Raw genomic sequence first — 17366 nt, forward strand, 5'->3', positions numbered from 1 at the left:
TAATTAGATATGTGAAAAAGTTTAAAACAATTGTTTTCTTGGTGGGTCTTTTAGCTTTTAATATTACAAATACATACGCAAAAACGAACGGTAGGTCAGAAAGCTTATCTTATGTGACGCTAAACTTTCAAGACCAAAGCATAGAGGATATAGCCACATTTATGTCAAAACTTACCGGTAAAACCATCGTATTGGGGGTAAATGGAAATCTTCCAAAAATAACGGTTAGCTCTAAAAAACCTGTAAGCGTAGAGGATGCATGGCATCTTTTTTTGACAAGCCTTGCCTTGGATGGTTATACGGTGGTAAAGTATAAAAACTTTTATAAAATAGTGCCCATTAAAGAAGCCACCTCTTTTAGTAGCAGCGTCACAAAAAAAGCCTTTCCAAGTCCATCAATAGAAACTTACATATACTTTGCCCATACAAATGCCCAGATACTTTTAAACGCCATAAGACCCTTTTTAAGCCAGTATGGAAACGCTACCGTTTATATGCCCTCCAACGCCCTTATAATATCCGATATAGGTGTTTCTGTTGATAAAATCCAAAAACTTTTAAAAAATATAGATATACCAAACCTGGCTTTTAGCTTAAAAATGTATGAGGCAAAAGATACAAACGCTGTAGTAAAAGCGTTAAGCCCTTTGGCAAACCCAGTAAGCCAAAAGTTTGGCATACCTATGGTGGTATCTTCTGTTAAAAAAAGACATTCAAAAGGTGGCTTTGTACTAGTTTACGCTCCAAAGCTTATGCAAGGCTCCATAAAAAAGATTATAGAAAAGATAAACAAAAGTGCATCTAATTTTAAAAGACATTATTATGTTATCCCTCTTCAAAATGCCTCTGTAGGAGAGATGGCAAAGACCCTGGCTAGTCTTTTTGGGAGCGCCAATGCCATATCTTCTACTATAAAAAGACCAGTTCCAACTCTAACCGGTACGCAAGCTCCAAATGGATCCAAAACTCAAAACACACTAGCTAACTATGGCAATACAAAAATCCTATCCTCCAACGCTCCCATAGGTTCAATATCTCTTTCTGATGGCACAAAGATAGGTTTTGACAGGGCTACCAACAGCGTAATCTTGTACGCTACAAAATCCCAATACAAAAATCTAAAAAACCTTATAAAAAAATTAGATGAAAAGCGTATCCAGGTGCTCATAGCAGCTTCTGTGGTAGAGGCCAACATAACAAAACAACTAACCACCGGCGTCAATTGGCAAGCTTTAGGCAAAAACGGTGGCATAGGATTTAACCCAGCCTCTTTACAAACCATATACCAAGGGCTTTTATCAGGAAACTTCGTAATGGGCGTAACATCTAGCTCAAGTGTAAGCGCAAGTGTAAACGGCAACGTAATTATATTTCCAGATTTAGCGGTGTTTTTAAGCTTGTTAGAACAAGGAAACGGCTTTAAAATCATATCAAACCCTAAGGTGTTAACCCTTGACAACGAAGAGGCTATTATAAAAGAAGCAGAGGTATATCCATACGTCACCGGTACCCAATACAATATAAACGGGTTTCCAATATTAACCTACGATTACAAAGATATAGGGTTGGAGCTTGATGTAATACCAACAGTATCAAAAGACAACATAAGGCTTGGAATAAACCTAAACCTTCAAGACATTACAGGTTTTACAAACACAAGCGTAGCTGGTCAAACGGTGCCTATACCTATTACTACAGACAGGGTTTTAAACTCTGAAGTGGTGGTCAAAAGCGGTCAAACGGTGATACTAGGAGGGCTTGTAAGCAACAACACAATAAAAAATATCAGCGGGATACCAATCCTTCAAGATATACCGATGCTTGGAAATCTATTTAAATATCAAAACAACGAAAACAAAAAAACTACACTTTTTATATTTATAACCCCTTACATTATCAAAAGCCCAGCAGAGCTTGCTAAAATAACAAAGGCAAACGAAGTAATAGCTCACAGGATATACGAAAGTGTAAAAAAAGCAAAATATTGAAATATATCATATAATCTTTAGAGTTTTAATGTTATCTTAAAATGACGATATATGTGTTATGGGTACTAAAAGCTTGAAAAACTACTTAATAAAAGGTTTTGGTATAGGGCTTTTAGGAATACTACTTAGCTCTTGCAGCGCTGAGATTACAAACGCTTCTTTGTATGGAAACAACTACGCTTATAAAAAAACAGGCGGCACAAGACCCCAGATAACCTATCATCCTATATACGAAAACAACCCTCAGGCACTTAACCTCATATATACAAACGATGTTAAAAAGTATATAAATTATTTTGTATATCAAGATAGAGGCTTCATAGAAAGAGGTATAGAAAAAGCTATATATTACTCTCCTATCATACTTCCTATACTTAAAAAATACAACCTTCCATCAGACTTTATATATCTTCCCATTATAGAAAGTGGTTACAACGAGTATGCGGTATCGAGCACAGGAGCGGCTGGCATATGGCAACTGATGCCTCAAACAGCTAGAGACTATGGACTTGTGGTAAACAACCAAATTGATGAGAGGTTTGACATTATAAAATCAACAGAAGCAGCGGCCCATTATCTTAGCGATTTATACAATCAGTTTGGAGATTGGAACAAAGTCTTGGCAGCTTACAACTGTGGGCCTTACTGCGTGTCTTCTGTTTTTAAATCAGACCCTAGGGGAAGCTTTTGGGCTTTTAAAGATTCGTTTCCACTAGAGACTAGGCAATATGTACCAAGGTTCTTAGCGTTGCTCACCGTTATTAAAAACGCTAGAAAGTTTGGCTTTAACATAAAAAAGAGATATTTTAACTATACCTTACATGTTTATAAGCCATATTCTTCTCAGGATTTAAGAAATATAGCCATAGCCTATGGTGTGAATTATTACCTTTTAAAGAGATTAAACCCTCAGATAAGGCAAGACACAGTCCCGCCTGGGGGTTATGTTTACATACCGTCTTTTGAAAAACCATATATAAGAGAGACTTCTACTAGCGATTCCATTAGAAAGCTAATAGCCGGTGAATAAAATAGATATCTTCATACTGGCTGGTGGTCAAAGCAAACGATTTAAAGAAGATAAAACACTTTTCGTGCTTCACAAGAAAACCATGATAGAGTATGTAGTGGATGCTTTGATTGGCTTTTCAGAAAAAATATATATACTATCAAAAAACCCAGAAAAGTATAGCTTCCTAAAAGGAGTAAAATCTGTAAAAGATTTGTCAAACGTTCAAAGCCCTTTAAGCGGACTATATACTGCGTGCTGCTATGCAAAAAAACCCTTTCTTCTGGTAGGTGCCGACATGCCTTTCATAAAAAAAGAGCTTATCGATTTTCTTATTAAAAGCCACAAAAAAGAGGCAACAATACCAGAAATAAATGGGTTCTTAGAACCTCTTCTTGCTATATATGATCCATCTATAAAAGATAGAGTGAAACATTCTATAGAAAACAATCTACTATCTTTCCAAAATCTATTTAATACATTAGAATTAAATATTTTAAAGGAAGAAGACTTAAAGTTTATAGATAAAAATCTAATATCTTTTACAAATATAAACACAAAAGAAGATATTTTAAAGTTTATATAATATTAGTCATTGACTAGTGCTCATAAAAACGTACCTTTTTATTAAAATTTTTACGGAGGTAGAAACATGAAGCTAGAACCAAAAAATCACCTTAAACCATCAAATCTAAACGGTATATCCAACGAACAAATAGAGCCTCACTTCGAAGCTCACTACAAAGGTTATGTGGCTAAGTTTAACGAAACTCAAGATAAGCTGGCGGACTTAAACTTCTCAGATAGGTCAAAAGCCAATCAAAACTACTCGGAATACAGAGAGTTAAAAGTAGAAGAAACCTTCAACTACATGGGTACAGTTTTGCACGAGCTTTATTTTGGTCATCTTACTCCAAAAGGTGCTCCTTCTGAGGCTTTGAAGAAAAAAGTGGAAGAAGACTTTGGCTCTTGGGATAACTGCGTAGCAGAACTAAAAGCAGCAGGTATAGCCTTTAGAGGATGGGCTATGTTGGGTCTTGATATATTCTCAGGAAAGCTCATGGTAAATGGCCTTGATGCTCACAACGTATACAACCTTACAGGCCTTATTCCACTTATAGTGCTTGATACCTACGAACACGCTTACTATGTAGACCAAAAGAACAAACGCCCACCTTATATAGATGCATTTTTAAACTCTCTAAACTGGGATGTCATAAACGAAAGATTTGAAAAGGCCATGAAAGCATACGAAGCTTTAAAAGGTTTTTGCTGATAGGAGGTATCGCCTATGGCTTTACCAACAGTAGAAGAAGTAGAGGAAGCTTTGGACGAAATAAGACCTGCTCTAAGATTTGACGGCGGAGATATAGAGCTTGTAAGTGTAGAAGAGGATGGGACTATCCTTGTAAGACTTATGGGGGCTTGTTCAGGCTGTGGTATGTCTACTCTCACTTTAAAAGCTGGCGTAGAAAGGGCCCTAAAGCAAAAGTTTCCGGATATAAAAGAGGTAAAAGACGTAAACGCCGACATGGGATTTAGTTTTGGCTTTTAGAAGCTTAAAAACTTTATTTTTAGCCACTTTACTAACTAGCTTATCATTTGGATTTGAGATAAAACAAGGCCAGCAAGATGTTATGGCTGGCCTCAAACTTCAAATATTCGCTCAAAAAGACGGAGCCATCACCACCACAGACCACTCTTCTACAAACTTTTCAGTGCAGAACGCCCGTATATACTTTATGGGCAAGCTAAACAAAATAGTACAGTTTGGAGCAAACTTTGATTTCTCAGACAACAATTTGACACAACCAGACGGTACAGCTAGAGCCCATACAGGCATGCATCAAAGTGTTGTAAAAGACGCATATATAAACTTAAGATTTTCAAAAGCTTTTAATATAATGACTGGACTTTTTATGGACCCGTATTCTCGCATATCTTTAACAGACAGCTATTACACCATAATACCCACCATGGAAGGAATAGGCACCATAAACAGTGCCATAATGAATGGCTCTTTAAAAGGACCCATGTTTGTAAACCCGTTTACACCCCTTGATATAGGCTCTAATATACAAAACGGTTATAGAGATATGGGCGTAGTTTTATGGGGTTCAAAGTTTAAAAGCGCTTTAAAATACTATGTAGATGTGGCAAACGGAAGATACGATTATGAGTTATCAAATGGAAACATTACATCCCCAAGTTTAAAATACGGTTTTAGAATTGAGCTATCCCCAACGTTTTTAGGCTTTTCAAATAACGAAGGATATATGGATGAAGATACATACTTTGGCCACAAGAATATATTAGCTTTGGGTATTGCTTATGAGCAAGATAAATTTACAAACCAAAGTGGCTCTACAAATTCAAAATCCTTTGACACGGACCTTCTTATTGAGAAAAAGCTTAAAAGTTTCGTACCAAACCTTCAGATAGGATATTCAAATATGACGGGCTTACCATACGGAATGTCCCTTAGCAAATATACCGTAAAAGCACCCATAAAAGCTACCGGATACTACGTACAGACAGCTTTGCTATACGATAAATACGTAGGTTTTAGCAATATCATATCAGGAAAACCATCTATCGCCGTTAGATATGAAACAGATGAAAACACCAACAACTACCAAAATAAAGCAAAAATCAACAGACTTAGCATATTTGCAATATATTATATAGACAAAGAATCTGCAAAGATATCTTTAGGGGCAGATTTTATAAACCCAGATTCCAACTTGATATACGATACCGCCAACGGACAAACTACCTTAAAAAATTATTGGGATTATACGTTAGCTCTTCAGACTATGTTTTAGAGGTCTTTGACTTATAGTTTTCTATAGCCCACTTCAAAGAATCCTCATAGGGTATGGGCTCTTTTCCAATAAGTGGCCATGGGTTTTCGCCTTTACAAACGTTATCTTTATACATCATAAGGATTTGGTCTTTGCTAAAAGGTGGCGGTTCTATTATTTTCTCCACCAGAGCACCGCTCACATACATAAGAGGTTTTGGCAATCTCAATATCAAAGCATGTCTTCCTAAAAGCTTAAAACTATCTTTCAAAAGCTTGTCAAAAGATACAGCTTTTTTACCGCAAAGCTCTATAATTTTATTTCTTAGATTTGGGTCATCTACAGCTTTCACAAATACAAAAGCCACATCCCTAACGTCCACCGGCGCAAAATAATAAGGCAAAATACCAGGATGGGCCATTATATGAAAATACTTTCCAAAGAAGTCCAAATCTTTAAAAAGCCTTTGCTCTGGCCCTATTATCAAAGAAGGCCTTACGATAGTGTAATCTAGACCTAAAGACATGAGAAATTTTTCAGCTAAAAGCTTAGTGTGATGGTATATTGAAGGAGCTTCTTCTGAAACTCCCAAAGCACTCATATGAACGATGTGTTTTACACCGTGTTCTTTTGCTACTGTATACAACGTCTTTGGTAAAAGATAGTGTATATTTTCAAAGGTTATACCTTTTGAAGGCTCTTCTACTAAGATACCTATAAGATTTATCAAAACGTCTGGTTTTTCTTCTTCAAAAGCTTTTGCAAGACTATTTTTATCAAAAAAATCCACTACTACATGTGGCTTATCAACCTTTTTACGAGTTAAAAGCAAATATGAATGATTTGTTTTAGATAGCGCTTCAACCACATACTTCCCTACAAAACCAGTGCCCCCTGCCACAAATACCTTCATGTTAGAAAATATAATATATTTTTATCTTTTATAAAGGCTTTATGTCATATATAGTTTACACAGCTTTTACTACTTTACCAGCCTTTAAACATTTTGTACATACCATAACTCGTTTTGTGGTACCATCTGGCATCCTTATCTTGACCCTTTGAAGGTTTGGTTTAAAAACCCTAGAGTTCCTCTCGGCAGAAAACGTCACGCTTTTACCATAAACAGGCTTTTTATTACATACAAAACATGCTGCCATAATATTACTCCTTTTAAAAATAATTTAAGCTAATATTATAGCATAAATTTTAAGATATTTCTTTTAGGTAATGTTGGCAATAGGGCTTAATAATATTTAGAGTAACCTCATCCATCTTCTTTATATGCTCTTTCAAAAGAAGCGTAAAATACTGAGGCTTATGGGGCTTTATATACACCGGCATCACAATGTTATCGGATTTCTTGGCATTGCAAGCTTCACAGGCAGTCACCAGATTATCCCAGGTCCACTTACCACCTTTCGATACAGGTACTATATGGTCTACCGTAATCTCGCTATCGCTACACACCTTACCGCAGTATCCACAGGTAAAGTTGTCTCTTACATAAACATTATAACGAGTAGGTATATTTTTATAAAAAGTCTTTGACAAGGCGTTGGTTTTTAGTACTATAGGCACTTTGTAGGTTTTGTAGGTAGACCTTATCACAGCATAAGGATGGTATTCAATCACCGTTGCCCTTTCCGTATATTCTAACAAGAAAGATTTTTTATAATCAATAAGCGTCAAGGGCTTATAAGTTTTATCCAGCAAAAGGCTATAGATTTTCATAATCCAAGCACATCAAACATGGTATAAAATCCGTTTGGTTTTCCATAAACCCACTTAGCAGCCTCTAAAGACCCTTTTGCAAATATCTTCCTATCGGTAGCCCTATGGGTGAGTTCTAGCCTTTCCCCCATACCAAGCATGTAAACAGTATGTTCTCCCACAACATCTCCTCCTCTTATAGCAAAAACACCAACCTCGCTGTCATCCCTTGGAGACATCCCTTCTCTTCCAAACGCTTCTTTAGAGCCTGGGATTTCCTCTTTAACTATTTCTAAAAGCCTTAAAGCGGTGCCAGATGGTGCATCTTTTTTAAAACGATGATGGATTTCAGATATTTCTATGTCATAGCCTTTTCCTTTCAAGGCTTTTATAGCTATTTCTAAAAGCTTAAACAATACATTTACACCAAGACTCATATTTGGAGAAAAAACTATGGGTATATCCTTAGCATAATCTTTCAAAACGTTAAGATGCTCCTCTCCAAAGCCTGTAGTACCTATGACTATGGGTTTTCTATGCTCTTTGCATACAAATGCATTTTGTATGGCTACATCTACGTTACCGGTAAACTCTATCACCACATCAACGTAGTTAATTACATCCCTTAGATTAGAGGATACATATTCCAAAGAAAAACTTTTATCTTTTATATGCTCTTCTTTGTCTACACCCGCTTTTATTAAAAGGTCTTGGTAGCTTTTAGAAACCTCTATAATGCTGCTCCCCATGCGACCCAAAAAGCCGCATAAGGCAACAAAAATAGGCTTATTGGCTGTCACTCTTCTCCCTCACCCATGATGAGGTCTTCTAGCTCGTTGACCGCTTCCATAGCTTGGTCTGGTGGTACAACACCTGGATACAAAGCCACGTTAACTCCAGAGGTAAAAAGCATTTTAGCTATTATCTCTTGAAGTTTTTCAAGCTCTTCAGGGCTTATCTCCTCCCTAATACTTTGTTCTACATCCTTATTTGTAAGAAACAACCCTACTATGCTGAAGGGCACTGCGTAATAACCTTCTTGATTTTCTTCCATCATATAAATACCTCCAAAAATTCATAACCTTATTATACCACTTCCCACTCTGTTATGAGGTGATATCCTCTTTTGAAGTGTGCCCTTAGTCTAAGTTGAAGTATGTTGTTTAACGTTTTAAAGCCCTCTCCACCTACCAACGTAGGTACGTTTTCACCGCCCACTATCACCGGAAGATGTATGATGCGAATCTCGTTTACGGCTTTTAGTTTACAAAGCTCCCAGTTTATTGAAGACCCACCTTCCACCATTAGGCTTTTTATATCCTTTTCTCTTAATTTTTTTAATAAAAGCTCAAAATCAACAAGATAATCCCCTACCACCAAAACTTCTATACCCATATCCGTGAGCTTTTTTACCTTTTCTTCAGGAGCCCTTTTTGTAGTAGCTATAATGGTTTGAGCATCTTTCGACAATACGTTGGCGTCAAAAGGTATGTTAGCCGTAGAACAAGGTATTACCCTTATGGGATTTTTTCCTTTTACATATCTTACTGTTAGACTTGGGTTGTCTGTCCTTATGGTTTCACAACCCACCATTATGGCATCTACTTTAGCCCTTACCTCGTGAAGGTATCTGTAAGCCTCCTCGTCCATAAGAGTCATAAGCTCTTTAGAAGAAGCTCCTCTGTATAAAGTCAGTTTACCATCAAGGGTAAGTTCCGATACTATTATCACATAAGGTTTATCTTGATTATTCATAATCCTTACCGTATTTTTTCAAAAGATACAATATTCTTATCAAAAGAGAGCCAAAGGTAAAAAGGACTATCAGTTTTATACCAAGATGAAGACCAAACAAGGGATTTATCCGCTCTAATATACTAAAAAATACTATGCTTATGTGAGTTTCTGGTCTACCAAAAAATCCTATCCCTTCCAAAGGATCGTCTATTTTTCCCTTTTGTCTTTCAGAAAAACCAATCTCAGCATACACCACAGGCTTTATAAATGTATGAAGCATAGAAAATGTGATAGCGCTTATAGCTATAAAAGGAGAGCCATATGAAAAACCTATACTACCCAAGATAAAACCATCCACAGTTTTATCAGCTATCCAATCAAAAGCAGCACCAAATTTAGAGGCCCTGTCCTCAAGCCTTGCCACCACACCGTCCATTAAATCTAAAAATCCAGATATTATAAGAAAAGATGCACCGGTAAGAGGTTTATGTATATAGAAAAAATAAGCGCTTGTAAGACCAAAAGCCAAAGATAGCAAGGTTATAACATTTGGGGACATGTGCATCTTTACAAACACATGCCCCATTGGTGTATAAAGCTTCTTAAGTTTATAACGCCTTTTTGTAAGATTCATTTTAACTCTTTACCAGACAACCACGGCATCATCTGTCTTAGCTCTTTACCAACTTTTTCTACTAGATGCTCTTTGTCTTTGTTTAAAAGCGCATTGTAAACTGGCCTGTTGGCTTGATTTTCCAATATCCATTCTCTCGCAAATTCACCATCTTGAATCTCTTTTAACATTTGCTTCATAAGAGGTTTCACCGCTTCGTATATTCTAGCACCTCTTGTTACATCACCGTATTTCGCAGTATCCGATATAGAGTATCTCATTCCAGCTATACCGTGTTGATATATAAGGTCTACTATGAGTTTTAATTCGTGAAGACATTCGAAGTAAGCCATTTCTGGTTGATAGCCAGCTTCCACAAGCGTTTCAAAACCAGCCTTTATGAGGGCTGTGGCACCTCCACAAAGCACTGCCTGTTCACCAAAAAGGTCTGTTTCAGTTTCTTCTCTAAAAGTAGTTTCTATAACACCAGCCCTTGTGGCACCTATTCCCTTAGCATAAGCAAGGGCTATATCTCTACAAGAACCGGTGGCGTCTTGATGGATAGATACAAGCGCAGGCACGCCTTTACCTTCTTCGTACATCCATCTTACCAAATGTCCAGGCCCTTTGGGAGCAACCATAAACACATCTATATCTTTTGGTGGTACTATTTGACCAAAGTGTATGTTAAAACCATGAGCAAAAGCTATAGCTTTACCAGGCGTTAAATTTGGTTCTATACATTCTTTGTAAACAGCTGGTTGCACCGTATCCGGTGTTAATATCATTATTACATCTGCTTCTTGAGTAGCCCTAGACGTAGTATAGACGCTAAATCCATCATCCATGGCAGTTTTTCTATGCGGGCTTTTATCATCTAAAGCAACTATCACCCTTATACCGCTATCTCTAAGATTCAGAGCATGGGCATGCCCTTGAGAACCATAACCCACTATGGCTACTGTTTTCATAGCCAAAATACCCAAAGAAGCATCTTCATCGTAATAGATTTTTGCCATTTAATATTTACCTCCAAATAAGCTAATATCTTTATTTTAACCTATGCAATAGATTTGTGCTATAAGAATTTGTTATTTTTATTTCAAATATGATTTCTATTTCATTCAATTTTGCTCAATACTAGATAACAGACTTGTCAAAGTATCCACAAGCATGCTACTTTTAGACGCTAGCTCTGTAATAAGAAGCTTTAATTCGTAATCGTTTTTACAATGAAGACAATTTTCTGCAATTTGATGAAAATCTTTATGAATATCTCCTAGTCTTTTAAAGATTCTGTGTGCCGTCTCTCCGTAAGTATTTAATATGTATTTATCATCCAAACCATAGTATATTTTACCGAAGTTGCACTCAGTATATTGAGGCGGTATCCAATCCGATTCTCCGCTCATAAGCTTTCTAAAGTTATATACATATATTTCATGTTGACGAACAGCTTCAGTAAATTTTTCTAAAATATTACTAACAGCGACAGCGCTTTGTTTGTTGTCTTCCAAATTGCTAAGCACACCTTCTATATAGCTGACCAATATGTCAAGCCTATATAAAACATCTTTGCTTAAATTAGCCATTGCAAACCTCCAAAAATCAAATAATCACCAATCAATATTTTAGCATAATGTTTTTTAATTTTTTGTTAACATTAACTTATAAAAGGTTGACAATATATAGAGTAAAACTTTCTTAAAAAACCAGCTTTTGTTTTTTATGGTGGAGGCGGCGGGAATCGAACCCGCGTCCGTCAGAACCGGGACAAATGACTTCTACAGGCTTACATAGGTTTTATGTTGCTCCAGGTTGTGGTAAAACCTATGAAAAACCACGCATGGAGGCTACCTTTGTACTGGTTTGGCGCAAGGTAGCAAATCACCAACCAGGGTACCTTTCTCTGACGCCCATAGCTAGCCAAGGTACCAAGACCAGCAAGGACGCGCTGCTTGTTAATTAAGCAGCGAGAGCGAGTTCAGCTTCGGGAGCTGTTTGTTTTGGCTATCACAGTTGCCACCTGACCTGCTATCATCTGCCCGGCGCTCCAACGTCGAAACCGTTCGCCCCCTATCAATTTATATAAATATATTAAAATAAGAAGACATTTTTATAATGTATATCATATATTTTAATGTATTTCTAAGTACTTTAAAAAACGTAGAAAATAAACATTGCTTTTTATAAATTTAAGCCTTATAATAATTTTTTTAAAATGAGTTGTATATTGGAAGATCTAATCAAAACCTTTGAAAAAGTAAGGCAAAATTGCCCGTGGGACAAAGCACAAACCCATGAGAGCCTCATAAAGTACGTTATAGAAGAAGCTTACGAGCTGGTAGATGCGATAGAGTCAAAAGACACAAGCGCTATAAAAGAAGAGTTGGCAGATTTGCTACTTCAAGTGGTATTTCATTCTCAAATAGCAAAAGAAAACGGTGAATTTGATATAAACGAAGTTTTTGGGCTTTTAATAAAAAAATTGATAGAAAGGCACCCTCATGTGTTTGGCAACGAAGAGGCAAGCTCTGTTTTAGAAAACTGGGAACACAAAAAGGCAGAAAAAAGAGAATATTTTCTGGATGGTATACCAAAATCCATGTGCGCTCTCATGAGGTGCCAAAAAATTCAAGACAGAATGGCAAAAGTAGGTTTTGATTTTGAAAATATAAACCAAGTAAAAGAAAAATTAAACGAAGAGCTTGAAGAGCTAAACGAGGCTATAGAAAATGGTATTTTCCAAGAAATAGAACACGAATTTGGTGATATACTAATAGCTATAGTAGAATACGGGAGATTTTTGGGCATAGATGCAGAAAGAGCTCTTCAAAAAGCAAACGATAGGATGGTAAAGAGGTTTAACTTTGTTGAGAAAAGCCTAAAACAAAATGGGAAGTCTTTAAAAGAAGCAACTTTAGAAGAGATGGATATGCATTGGAAAGAGGCAAAGAAGTTTGATTATGAATAATTTTTTAGCTTTTATTAATTATAAATTTAGATTGGAGGCAAAACTAGCATGGTAACAGAGTTTGAAGAATTACTTAAAGCTCAAGAAGAACAACTTTCACCCGGAAGCATAGTCAAAGGGTCTGTGGTAAAAATTACGGACTCAAACGTTTACATAGATATAGGCTACAAGATAGAAGGTATCATAAGAAAGCATGAGATAGGCGATGTAGAAATAGGTCAAGAAGTGGAAGCTGTTATTATAAAGCTAAGAGGTTTAGAAAATCCAATACTTTCTACAAAACCTCTCAAGTCTTCAAAAGGATTTGTGGCAGCTAAAAAGGCTATGGAAGATAAGACACCTATAGAGATAACCATAGATTCAAAGGTAAGGAATGGATTTTTGGCGCAGTTTGAAGATATAAAAGTATTTATGCCGTTCTCTGAAGCCCCAAAAAATGTAAAAGTTGGCGATAAACTAAATGTACTAATAACAAAAGCTATATACGAAAACGGTAAACCAATGGTAAACGTTTCATACAAAGAGTATGAGTATATTGAAAAGAAGGCCAAACAGCAAGAATTTATAAATTCTTTAGAAGTGGGCTCTACGATAGAAGGTAAAGTTGTAAAAGTAGACCCATCCAAAGGTGTTACCGTGCTTTTAAAAGAAAATGTAAGAGGTTTTGTCCCTTCTTATGAAATACCAAAAGGTACCCAGCTAAAAGAAGGCGACACTTTAGAGTTAAGAGTTGTGAAAAAAGCCAAAAAAGGTGATTTTCTCATACTAAGCCTTAAAAAGCCCAAAAAGAGTCCATGGGAAACCTTTGATTTAAAGGAAGGCGACAAAACAGAAGGAAAAGTATCCTTTTATAGAAAAGGAAAAGGTCTTTTCGTAGAGCTCAACGAAGGCATCACTGCGCTTGTCCCAGAAGAAAATATGCAAAATATCAACACCAAATCCTTAAAACGTGGCACCAAACTAAAGCTTGTAATTACTAAATTGGATAGAGATAAAAAACGAGTAGACGTAAACATATTGACTTCTGATGAAAACCCAGCAGCAGAATTTGTAAAAGCAAACCCTCCAAACACCGTAGTAAAAGGAAAAGTTAAAACTGTACATCCAAATATAGCTTTTATAGAACTTGCTCCAAACGTTGAAGGTATAGTGAAAAAACAAGATATGTCTTGGTTTAAAAACGCTCGCTCTGAAGAGATACTTACCCCAAACGAAGAAAGAGAGTTTATGGTTTTAGGTTTGGATGGTAAAAAGGTAAAGCTTGGTTTAAAACAACTCACTCAAAACCCATGGAGCATAATTCCACAGAAGTATAAACCAGGACAGCAAGTAGAGCTTATGGTAAAAGAGGTAAGACCCTTTGGGACGTTTTTGGAGCTGCCAGAAGGAATCGATGGGCTATTGCCTATATCTGAGATACCCAAAAACACCAACTTAGAGCCTGGCCAAAAGATAAACGTTAAGGTGCTGGAAGTAAACCCAAAAGAGGAAAAAATCACCTTTAGCATGATACAGCAAGAGTCTAAAAAGCAGCAAAAAGAACAAAAAGATCAAAACGACTTCATAAAAGTAAACGACTCCTCATCCGGCTTCAAACTAGGTGACATACTCAAAAACAAGCTAAAATGACTAAGATATGCTTTTTTCATAAAAGCTGTATAGATGGCACGATGTCCGCCGCCATATTAAAGGAGTATCTAAAAGACAAAGACAACATAATTTTTATCCCTTTAAACCACGGCACCAGCGTAAAAGAGGCTTTAAGCAAGTATTTACCTCAAGAAGGACAAAATTTTAAAGAGGTTTCAAAAATATGGTTTTTGGACATAGCACCAAAGTGGGATGACCTAATGTACCTTCAGAGTCTAAGGCAAGAAAAACAAGGTTATACCGAAGTGATTATAATAGACCACCACAAAACCGCCGCTAACGTAATATCAAAATTTATAGGCCAACCCATCGAAGAAGATAAACCCACACACATAGAGTATGATTTTGTTACATTTATATACGACCCAAAGGAAAGTGGAGCATCCCTCACCTATAAAACTATTGTAAACAAAGATATACCGCTCATAGTAGACATAGTAAAAGATAGAGATATATGGCTTTGGAGGTATCCTAATACCGACGAGATAAACGATTTTCTATACATGTATACCGATAACCCAGAAGCTATGAAGGAATTTCTAAAAGAAGATGTAAATGAAATTGCCTCCAAAAGCAAAATACTTTCAGAGTACAAAAACTTTATGGTATCTAGGTTAAAAGAATCTTGGACAAACTCCCCACTTTATATCACAATAAACGATCAAAAGATACCAGCCATAAACACGCCTGTATATCAAAGCGAGATAGGTAGTCTCATAGCTGAAGAGCACAACATAGCTTGTATATTTTACATAACTTCTGATTTTGTAAAATTATCTTTTAGAAGCATAGACGGCTCAGCGAGAAAAGTAGCAGAATCCCTTGGGGGCGGAGGCCATGACAACGCTGCTGGCGCTATAATAGATAAAGAAACTTTTTTTAAAAACTTTCTTAGCTGATTATAAACATTTTAAATACATATCTAATTTTTATATTTAAAGCATGGAAAACAAAACAAACTTATCAAAACCAAACAGACTTATAAATGAAAAAAGCCCTTACCTTAAAATGCATGCCTACAACCCAGTAGACTGGTACCCGTGGTCAGAAGAAGCCTTTGAAAAAGCCATAAAAGAGAATAAACCGGTATTTTTGTCTATAGGCTATTCTTCGTGCCACTGGTGTCATGTGATGGAAAAAGAAAGCTTTGAAGATGAAGAAATAGCTTCTTTCCTAAATAATCATTTTGTAAGCATAAAAGTAGACAAAGAAGAAAGGCCAGATATAGATAGTCTTTATATGGAATACTGCATACTTTTAAACAACTCCGGCGGTTGGCCCTTATCTGTATTTTTAACGCCCACCAAAGAACCTTTTTTTGCAGGTACATATTTTCCAAAAACACATTTTTTAAAGCTTTTAATACAAATAAAAGAACTCTGGGATAAAGACTATCAAAACATTATTGAAAAATCAAAAAGAGTCGTAGAACAACTTAAATATTTTATGAGCTCTCTTGAGAAAAGAGAGATAAATGAAGATTTCATAGATAGAGCACTTTTTGGCCTTGCCCACAGATACGATGAAGAATTTGGTGGATTTTCTGAAGCTCCAAAATTTCCAAGCCTTCAAAACGTTTTACTTCTTCTTAAAAGCAAAAGACAACCATTTCAAGATATGGCACTATCAACGCTATTACACATGAGAAAAGGTGGCATTTGGGACCACGTGGGCGGTGGTTTTCATAGATATTCTACAGACAGATATTGGCTTTTGCCACATTTTGAAAAGATGCTCTACGACCAAGCTATGAGTATACTAGCTTACTCAGAGGCTTACAGGCTTACAAAAAATGAAATTTTTAAAGATACCGTTTATAAGATAGTAGGTTTTGTAAAAGAAAACCTTTACAAAGACGGATTGTTCTACACTGCCATGGATGCAGACACAGAGGGTGAAGAAGGTGGGTACTATCTTTGGACCTACGATGAGATTAAAGATATATTAAAAGAAAAAGCGGAAGATTTTATAAGCTTTTTTAACATTAAAAAAGAAGGAAACTTTTTAGATGAAGCTAAAAAAATACCCACAGGCAAAAATATAATATACGCCAAAGAACCAAGCACAAAGTTTGAAGATGAGCTAAAGCCTTTAAAAGCTTTTAGAGATAAAAGACCAAAACCTCTTATAGACGACAAAATACTCCTTGATCAAAACGCCATGATGGATTTTGCTTTGACAGAGGCTTACCTTGTATTTGAAGAAAATGAATTTCTAAACATAGCCATTAAAAACTTAAATCTCATTTCGAAGACTCCCCTTGCCCACGTCATAAACCATAATCAACATATAGAGCCTATGCTAGATGACTACGCTTTTTTAATAAAAGCCTACCTATCACTATATAAGGCCACATTTTTAAAAGAGTATTTAGAAAAAGCCAAATACTTTATGAACGAAGCCATTCAAAAACTTTGGGATAAAACCTCAGGTGGATTTTATCTAAATATTAGTGCCGATGTGATTATACCGCAAAAACCCTTATACGATGGGGCTATACCATCTGGCAACTCTGTTATGGCACAAAATCTGGTAGAACTATTTTTTATAACCAAAGAAGATGATTATGAACATCTTTACAACGTGCTATCATCCCTTTATGGAAGCATGTTGTCTCAAAATCCTACCGCATGCAGTTTTTTCATGACAAGCTTTTTGTTGTACAAAAACGGTTATCAACTTCTACTTTCTATGCCATTACCAAAAGCCCAAAAAGAAATCCTCAATCTTTATAAATACTACATACCAAATATTGTCCCATACCACGAAGAATCTCAAGATAGCAAATTTATAGCCTGCAAAGACTACACTTGCTTAAACCCGGCAAGCAGCATAAGCGAGCTTTTAAAAACAATTGCATAAGTTATGCAAATACACT

Annotated in this window: 19 protein-coding genes and 1 other RNA gene; 10 read left to right on the top strand and 10 right to left on the bottom strand. The window is 36.2% G+C overall.

Translation table 11 applies throughout. The features are described from left to right. Positions 1 to 11 precede the first annotated feature (11 nt). The 6 genes from gspD (at position 12) to ACYQZV_RS05520 (ending at position 5822) form a co-directional block, all read left to right on the top strand. Positions 12 to 1988: a type II secretion system secretin GspD gene (gene gspD / locus ACYQZV_RS05495; protein ID WP_459893940.1), complete on the top strand. Its 1977-nt coding sequence runs from the start codon at positions 12 to 14 to the stop codon at positions 1986 to 1988. A gap of 58 nt (positions 1989 to 2046) precedes the next feature. After that, positions 2047 to 3018 carry a lytic transglycosylase domain-containing protein gene (locus tag ACYQZV_RS05500; protein WP_459893941.1) on the top strand — a complete coding sequence of 324 codons (972 nt, stop codon included), beginning with the start codon at positions 2047 to 2049 and terminating at the stop codon, positions 3016 to 3018. After that, positions 3011 to 3583 carry a molybdenum cofactor guanylyltransferase gene (locus tag ACYQZV_RS05505; RefSeq protein WP_459893942.1) on the top strand — a complete coding sequence of 191 codons (573 nt, stop codon included), beginning with the start codon at positions 3011 to 3013 and terminating at the stop codon, positions 3581 to 3583. The genes ACYQZV_RS05500 and ACYQZV_RS05505 overlap by 8 nt, the downstream gene beginning before the upstream one ends. 66 nt (positions 3584 to 3649) lie before the next feature. Next, positions 3650 to 4273, top strand: a complete 624-nt coding sequence (locus tag ACYQZV_RS05510; protein WP_459893943.1) for a superoxide dismutase — start codon at positions 3650 to 3652, stop codon at positions 4271 to 4273. A 15-nt stretch (positions 4274 to 4288) separates the two neighbouring features. Continuing rightward, a complete protein-coding gene (locus ACYQZV_RS05515; protein ID WP_459893944.1) occupies positions 4289 to 4552 on the top strand; it encodes a NifU family protein in 264 nt (87 codons plus the stop codon). Further along, positions 4542 to 5822: a porin gene (locus tag ACYQZV_RS05520; protein WP_459893945.1), complete on the top strand. Its 1281-nt coding sequence runs from the start codon at positions 4542 to 4544 to the stop codon at positions 5820 to 5822. The genes ACYQZV_RS05515 and ACYQZV_RS05520 overlap by 11 nt, the downstream gene beginning before the upstream one ends. On the opposite strand, the gene ACYQZV_RS05525 is transcribed toward ACYQZV_RS05520, so the two are convergent. The 10 genes from ACYQZV_RS05525 to ssrA form a co-directional block, all read right to left on the bottom strand. Beyond that, the gene (locus ACYQZV_RS05525; protein ID WP_459893946.1) at positions 5812 to 6714 is read right to left on the bottom strand and encodes an NAD-dependent epimerase/dehydratase family protein; all 903 of its coding nucleotides are present in this window, start codon (positions 6712 to 6714) and stop codon (positions 5812 to 5814) included. The genes ACYQZV_RS05520 and ACYQZV_RS05525 overlap by 11 nt on opposite strands. Before the next feature lie 55 nt (positions 6715 to 6769). Then, positions 6770 to 6961 carry a 50S ribosomal protein L28 gene (gene rpmB, locus ACYQZV_RS05530; RefSeq protein WP_459893947.1) on the bottom strand — a complete coding sequence of 64 codons (192 nt, stop codon included), beginning with the start codon at positions 6959 to 6961 and terminating at the stop codon, positions 6770 to 6772. A gap of 49 nt (positions 6962 to 7010) precedes the next feature. Then, complete coding sequence (locus ACYQZV_RS05535) at positions 7011 to 7535, bottom strand: HNH endonuclease (protein WP_459893948.1); 525 nt, start codon at positions 7533 to 7535, stop codon at positions 7011 to 7013. Next, complete coding sequence (dapB, locus tag ACYQZV_RS05540) at positions 7532 to 8314, bottom strand: 4-hydroxy-tetrahydrodipicolinate reductase (RefSeq protein WP_459893949.1); 783 nt, start codon at positions 8312 to 8314, stop codon at positions 7532 to 7534. The genes ACYQZV_RS05535 and dapB overlap by 4 nt, the downstream gene beginning before the upstream one ends. Next, positions 8311 to 8571 (bottom strand): hypothetical protein, encoded by a 261-nt coding sequence (locus ACYQZV_RS05545; RefSeq protein WP_459893950.1) that lies wholly within the window; start codon positions 8569 to 8571, stop codon positions 8311 to 8313. Before ACYQZV_RS05545 ends, dapB begins: the two co-directional genes overlap by 4 nt. Positions 8572 to 8600: 29 nt before the next feature. Beyond that, positions 8601 to 9269: a 2,5-diamino-6-(ribosylamino)-4(3H)-pyrimidinone 5'-phosphate reductase gene (locus ACYQZV_RS05550; protein WP_459893951.1), complete on the bottom strand. Its 669-nt coding sequence runs from the start codon at positions 9267 to 9269 to the stop codon at positions 8601 to 8603. Continuing rightward, entirely contained in the window at positions 9262 to 9885 is a 624-nt protein-coding gene (locus tag ACYQZV_RS05555; RefSeq protein ID WP_459893952.1) for a CDP-alcohol phosphatidyltransferase family protein, read from the bottom strand. The genes ACYQZV_RS05550 and ACYQZV_RS05555 overlap by 8 nt, the downstream gene beginning before the upstream one ends. After that, the gene (gene ilvC / locus ACYQZV_RS05560; protein ID WP_459893953.1) at positions 9882 to 10883 is read right to left on the bottom strand and encodes a ketol-acid reductoisomerase; all 1002 of its coding nucleotides are present in this window, start codon (positions 10881 to 10883) and stop codon (positions 9882 to 9884) included. The genes ACYQZV_RS05555 and ilvC overlap by 4 nt, the downstream gene beginning before the upstream one ends. Before the next feature lie 105 nt (positions 10884 to 10988). Next, on the bottom strand, positions 10989 to 11456 hold the full coding sequence (locus ACYQZV_RS05565) for a CZB domain-containing protein (RefSeq protein ID WP_459893954.1): 468 nt from the start codon (positions 11454 to 11456) through the stop codon (positions 10989 to 10991). Positions 11457 to 11593: 137 nt separating this feature from the next. After that, positions 11594 to 11941, bottom strand: a transfer-messenger RNA (tmRNA) gene (gene ssrA / locus ACYQZV_RS05570). A 144-nt stretch (positions 11942 to 12085) separates the two neighbouring features. On the opposite strand from ssrA, the gene mazG reads away from it, so the two are divergent. From mazG to ACYQZV_RS05590, 4 genes are read left to right on the top strand one after another with little or no spacing between them, the layout of a single operon-like run. After that, positions 12086 to 12838: a nucleoside triphosphate pyrophosphohydrolase gene (gene mazG / locus ACYQZV_RS05575; protein ID WP_459893955.1), complete on the top strand. Its 753-nt coding sequence runs from the start codon at positions 12086 to 12088 to the stop codon at positions 12836 to 12838. Positions 12839 to 12886: 48 nt separating this feature from the next. Further along, positions 12887 to 14467, top strand: coding sequence for a S1 RNA-binding domain-containing protein (locus ACYQZV_RS05580; RefSeq protein ID WP_459893956.1), 1581 nt, complete (start codon positions 12887 to 12889; stop codon positions 14465 to 14467). Further along, entirely contained in the window at positions 14464 to 15387 is a 924-nt protein-coding gene (locus ACYQZV_RS05585) for a DHH family phosphoesterase (RefSeq protein ID WP_459893957.1), read from the top strand. Before ACYQZV_RS05580 ends, ACYQZV_RS05585 begins: the two co-directional genes overlap by 4 nt. Positions 15388 to 15430: 43 nt before the next feature. After that, complete coding sequence (locus ACYQZV_RS05590) at positions 15431 to 17350, top strand: thioredoxin domain-containing protein (protein ID WP_459893958.1); 1920 nt, start codon at positions 15431 to 15433, stop codon at positions 17348 to 17350. Positions 17351 to 17366: the final 16 nt, after the last annotated feature.

Source organism: Hydrogenobaculum acidophilum (genome assembly GCF_054656715.1).

Bases quoted from the DNA above. Each gene is read 5' to 3' on its own strand.
- ACYQZV_RS05500 (WP_459893941.1), top strand. From the start codon at position 2,047: ATGGGTACTAAAAGCTTGAAAAACTACTTAATAAAAGGTTTTGGTATA.
- ACYQZV_RS05550 (WP_459893951.1), bottom strand. From the start codon at position 9,269: ATGAATAATCAAGATAAACCTTATGTGATAATAGTATCGGAACTTACC.
- ilvC (WP_459893953.1), bottom strand. From the start codon at position 10,883: ATGGCAAAAATCTATTACGATGAAGATGCTTCTTTGGGTATTTTGGCT.
- ACYQZV_RS05585 (WP_459893957.1), top strand. From the start codon at position 14,464: ATGACTAAGATATGCTTTTTTCATAAAAGCTGTATAGATGGCACGATG.
- ACYQZV_RS05535 (WP_459893948.1), bottom strand. From the start codon at position 7,535: ATGAAAATCTATAGCCTTTTGCTGGATAAAACTTATAAGCCCTTGACG.
- ACYQZV_RS05525 (WP_459893946.1), bottom strand. From the start codon at position 6,714: ATGAAGGTATTTGTGGCAGGGGGCACTGGTTTTGTAGGGAAGTATGTG.
- ACYQZV_RS05515 (WP_459893944.1), top strand. From the start codon at position 4,289: ATGGCTTTACCAACAGTAGAAGAAGTAGAGGAAGCTTTGGACGAAATA.
- ACYQZV_RS05545 (WP_459893950.1), bottom strand. From the start codon at position 8,571: ATGATGGAAGAAAATCAAGAAGGTTATTACGCAGTGCCCTTCAGCATA.
- ACYQZV_RS05580 (WP_459893956.1), top strand. From the start codon at position 12,887: ATGGTAACAGAGTTTGAAGAATTACTTAAAGCTCAAGAAGAACAACTT.
- mazG (WP_459893955.1), top strand. From the start codon at position 12,086: ATGAGTTGTATATTGGAAGATCTAATCAAAACCTTTGAAAAAGTAAGG.
- ACYQZV_RS05565 (WP_459893954.1), bottom strand. From the start codon at position 11,456: ATGGCTAATTTAAGCAAAGATGTTTTATATAGGCTTGACATATTGGTC.
- rpmB (WP_459893947.1), bottom strand. From the start codon at position 6,961: ATGGCAGCATGTTTTGTATGTAATAAAAAGCCTGTTTATGGTAAAAGC.
- ACYQZV_RS05510 (WP_459893943.1), top strand. From the start codon at position 3,650: ATGAAGCTAGAACCAAAAAATCACCTTAAACCATCAAATCTAAACGGT.
- ACYQZV_RS05590 (WP_459893958.1), top strand. From the start codon at position 15,431: ATGGAAAACAAAACAAACTTATCAAAACCAAACAGACTTATAAATGAA.
- ACYQZV_RS05555 (WP_459893952.1), bottom strand. From the start codon at position 9,885: ATGAATCTTACAAAAAGGCGTTATAAACTTAAGAAGCTTTATACACCA.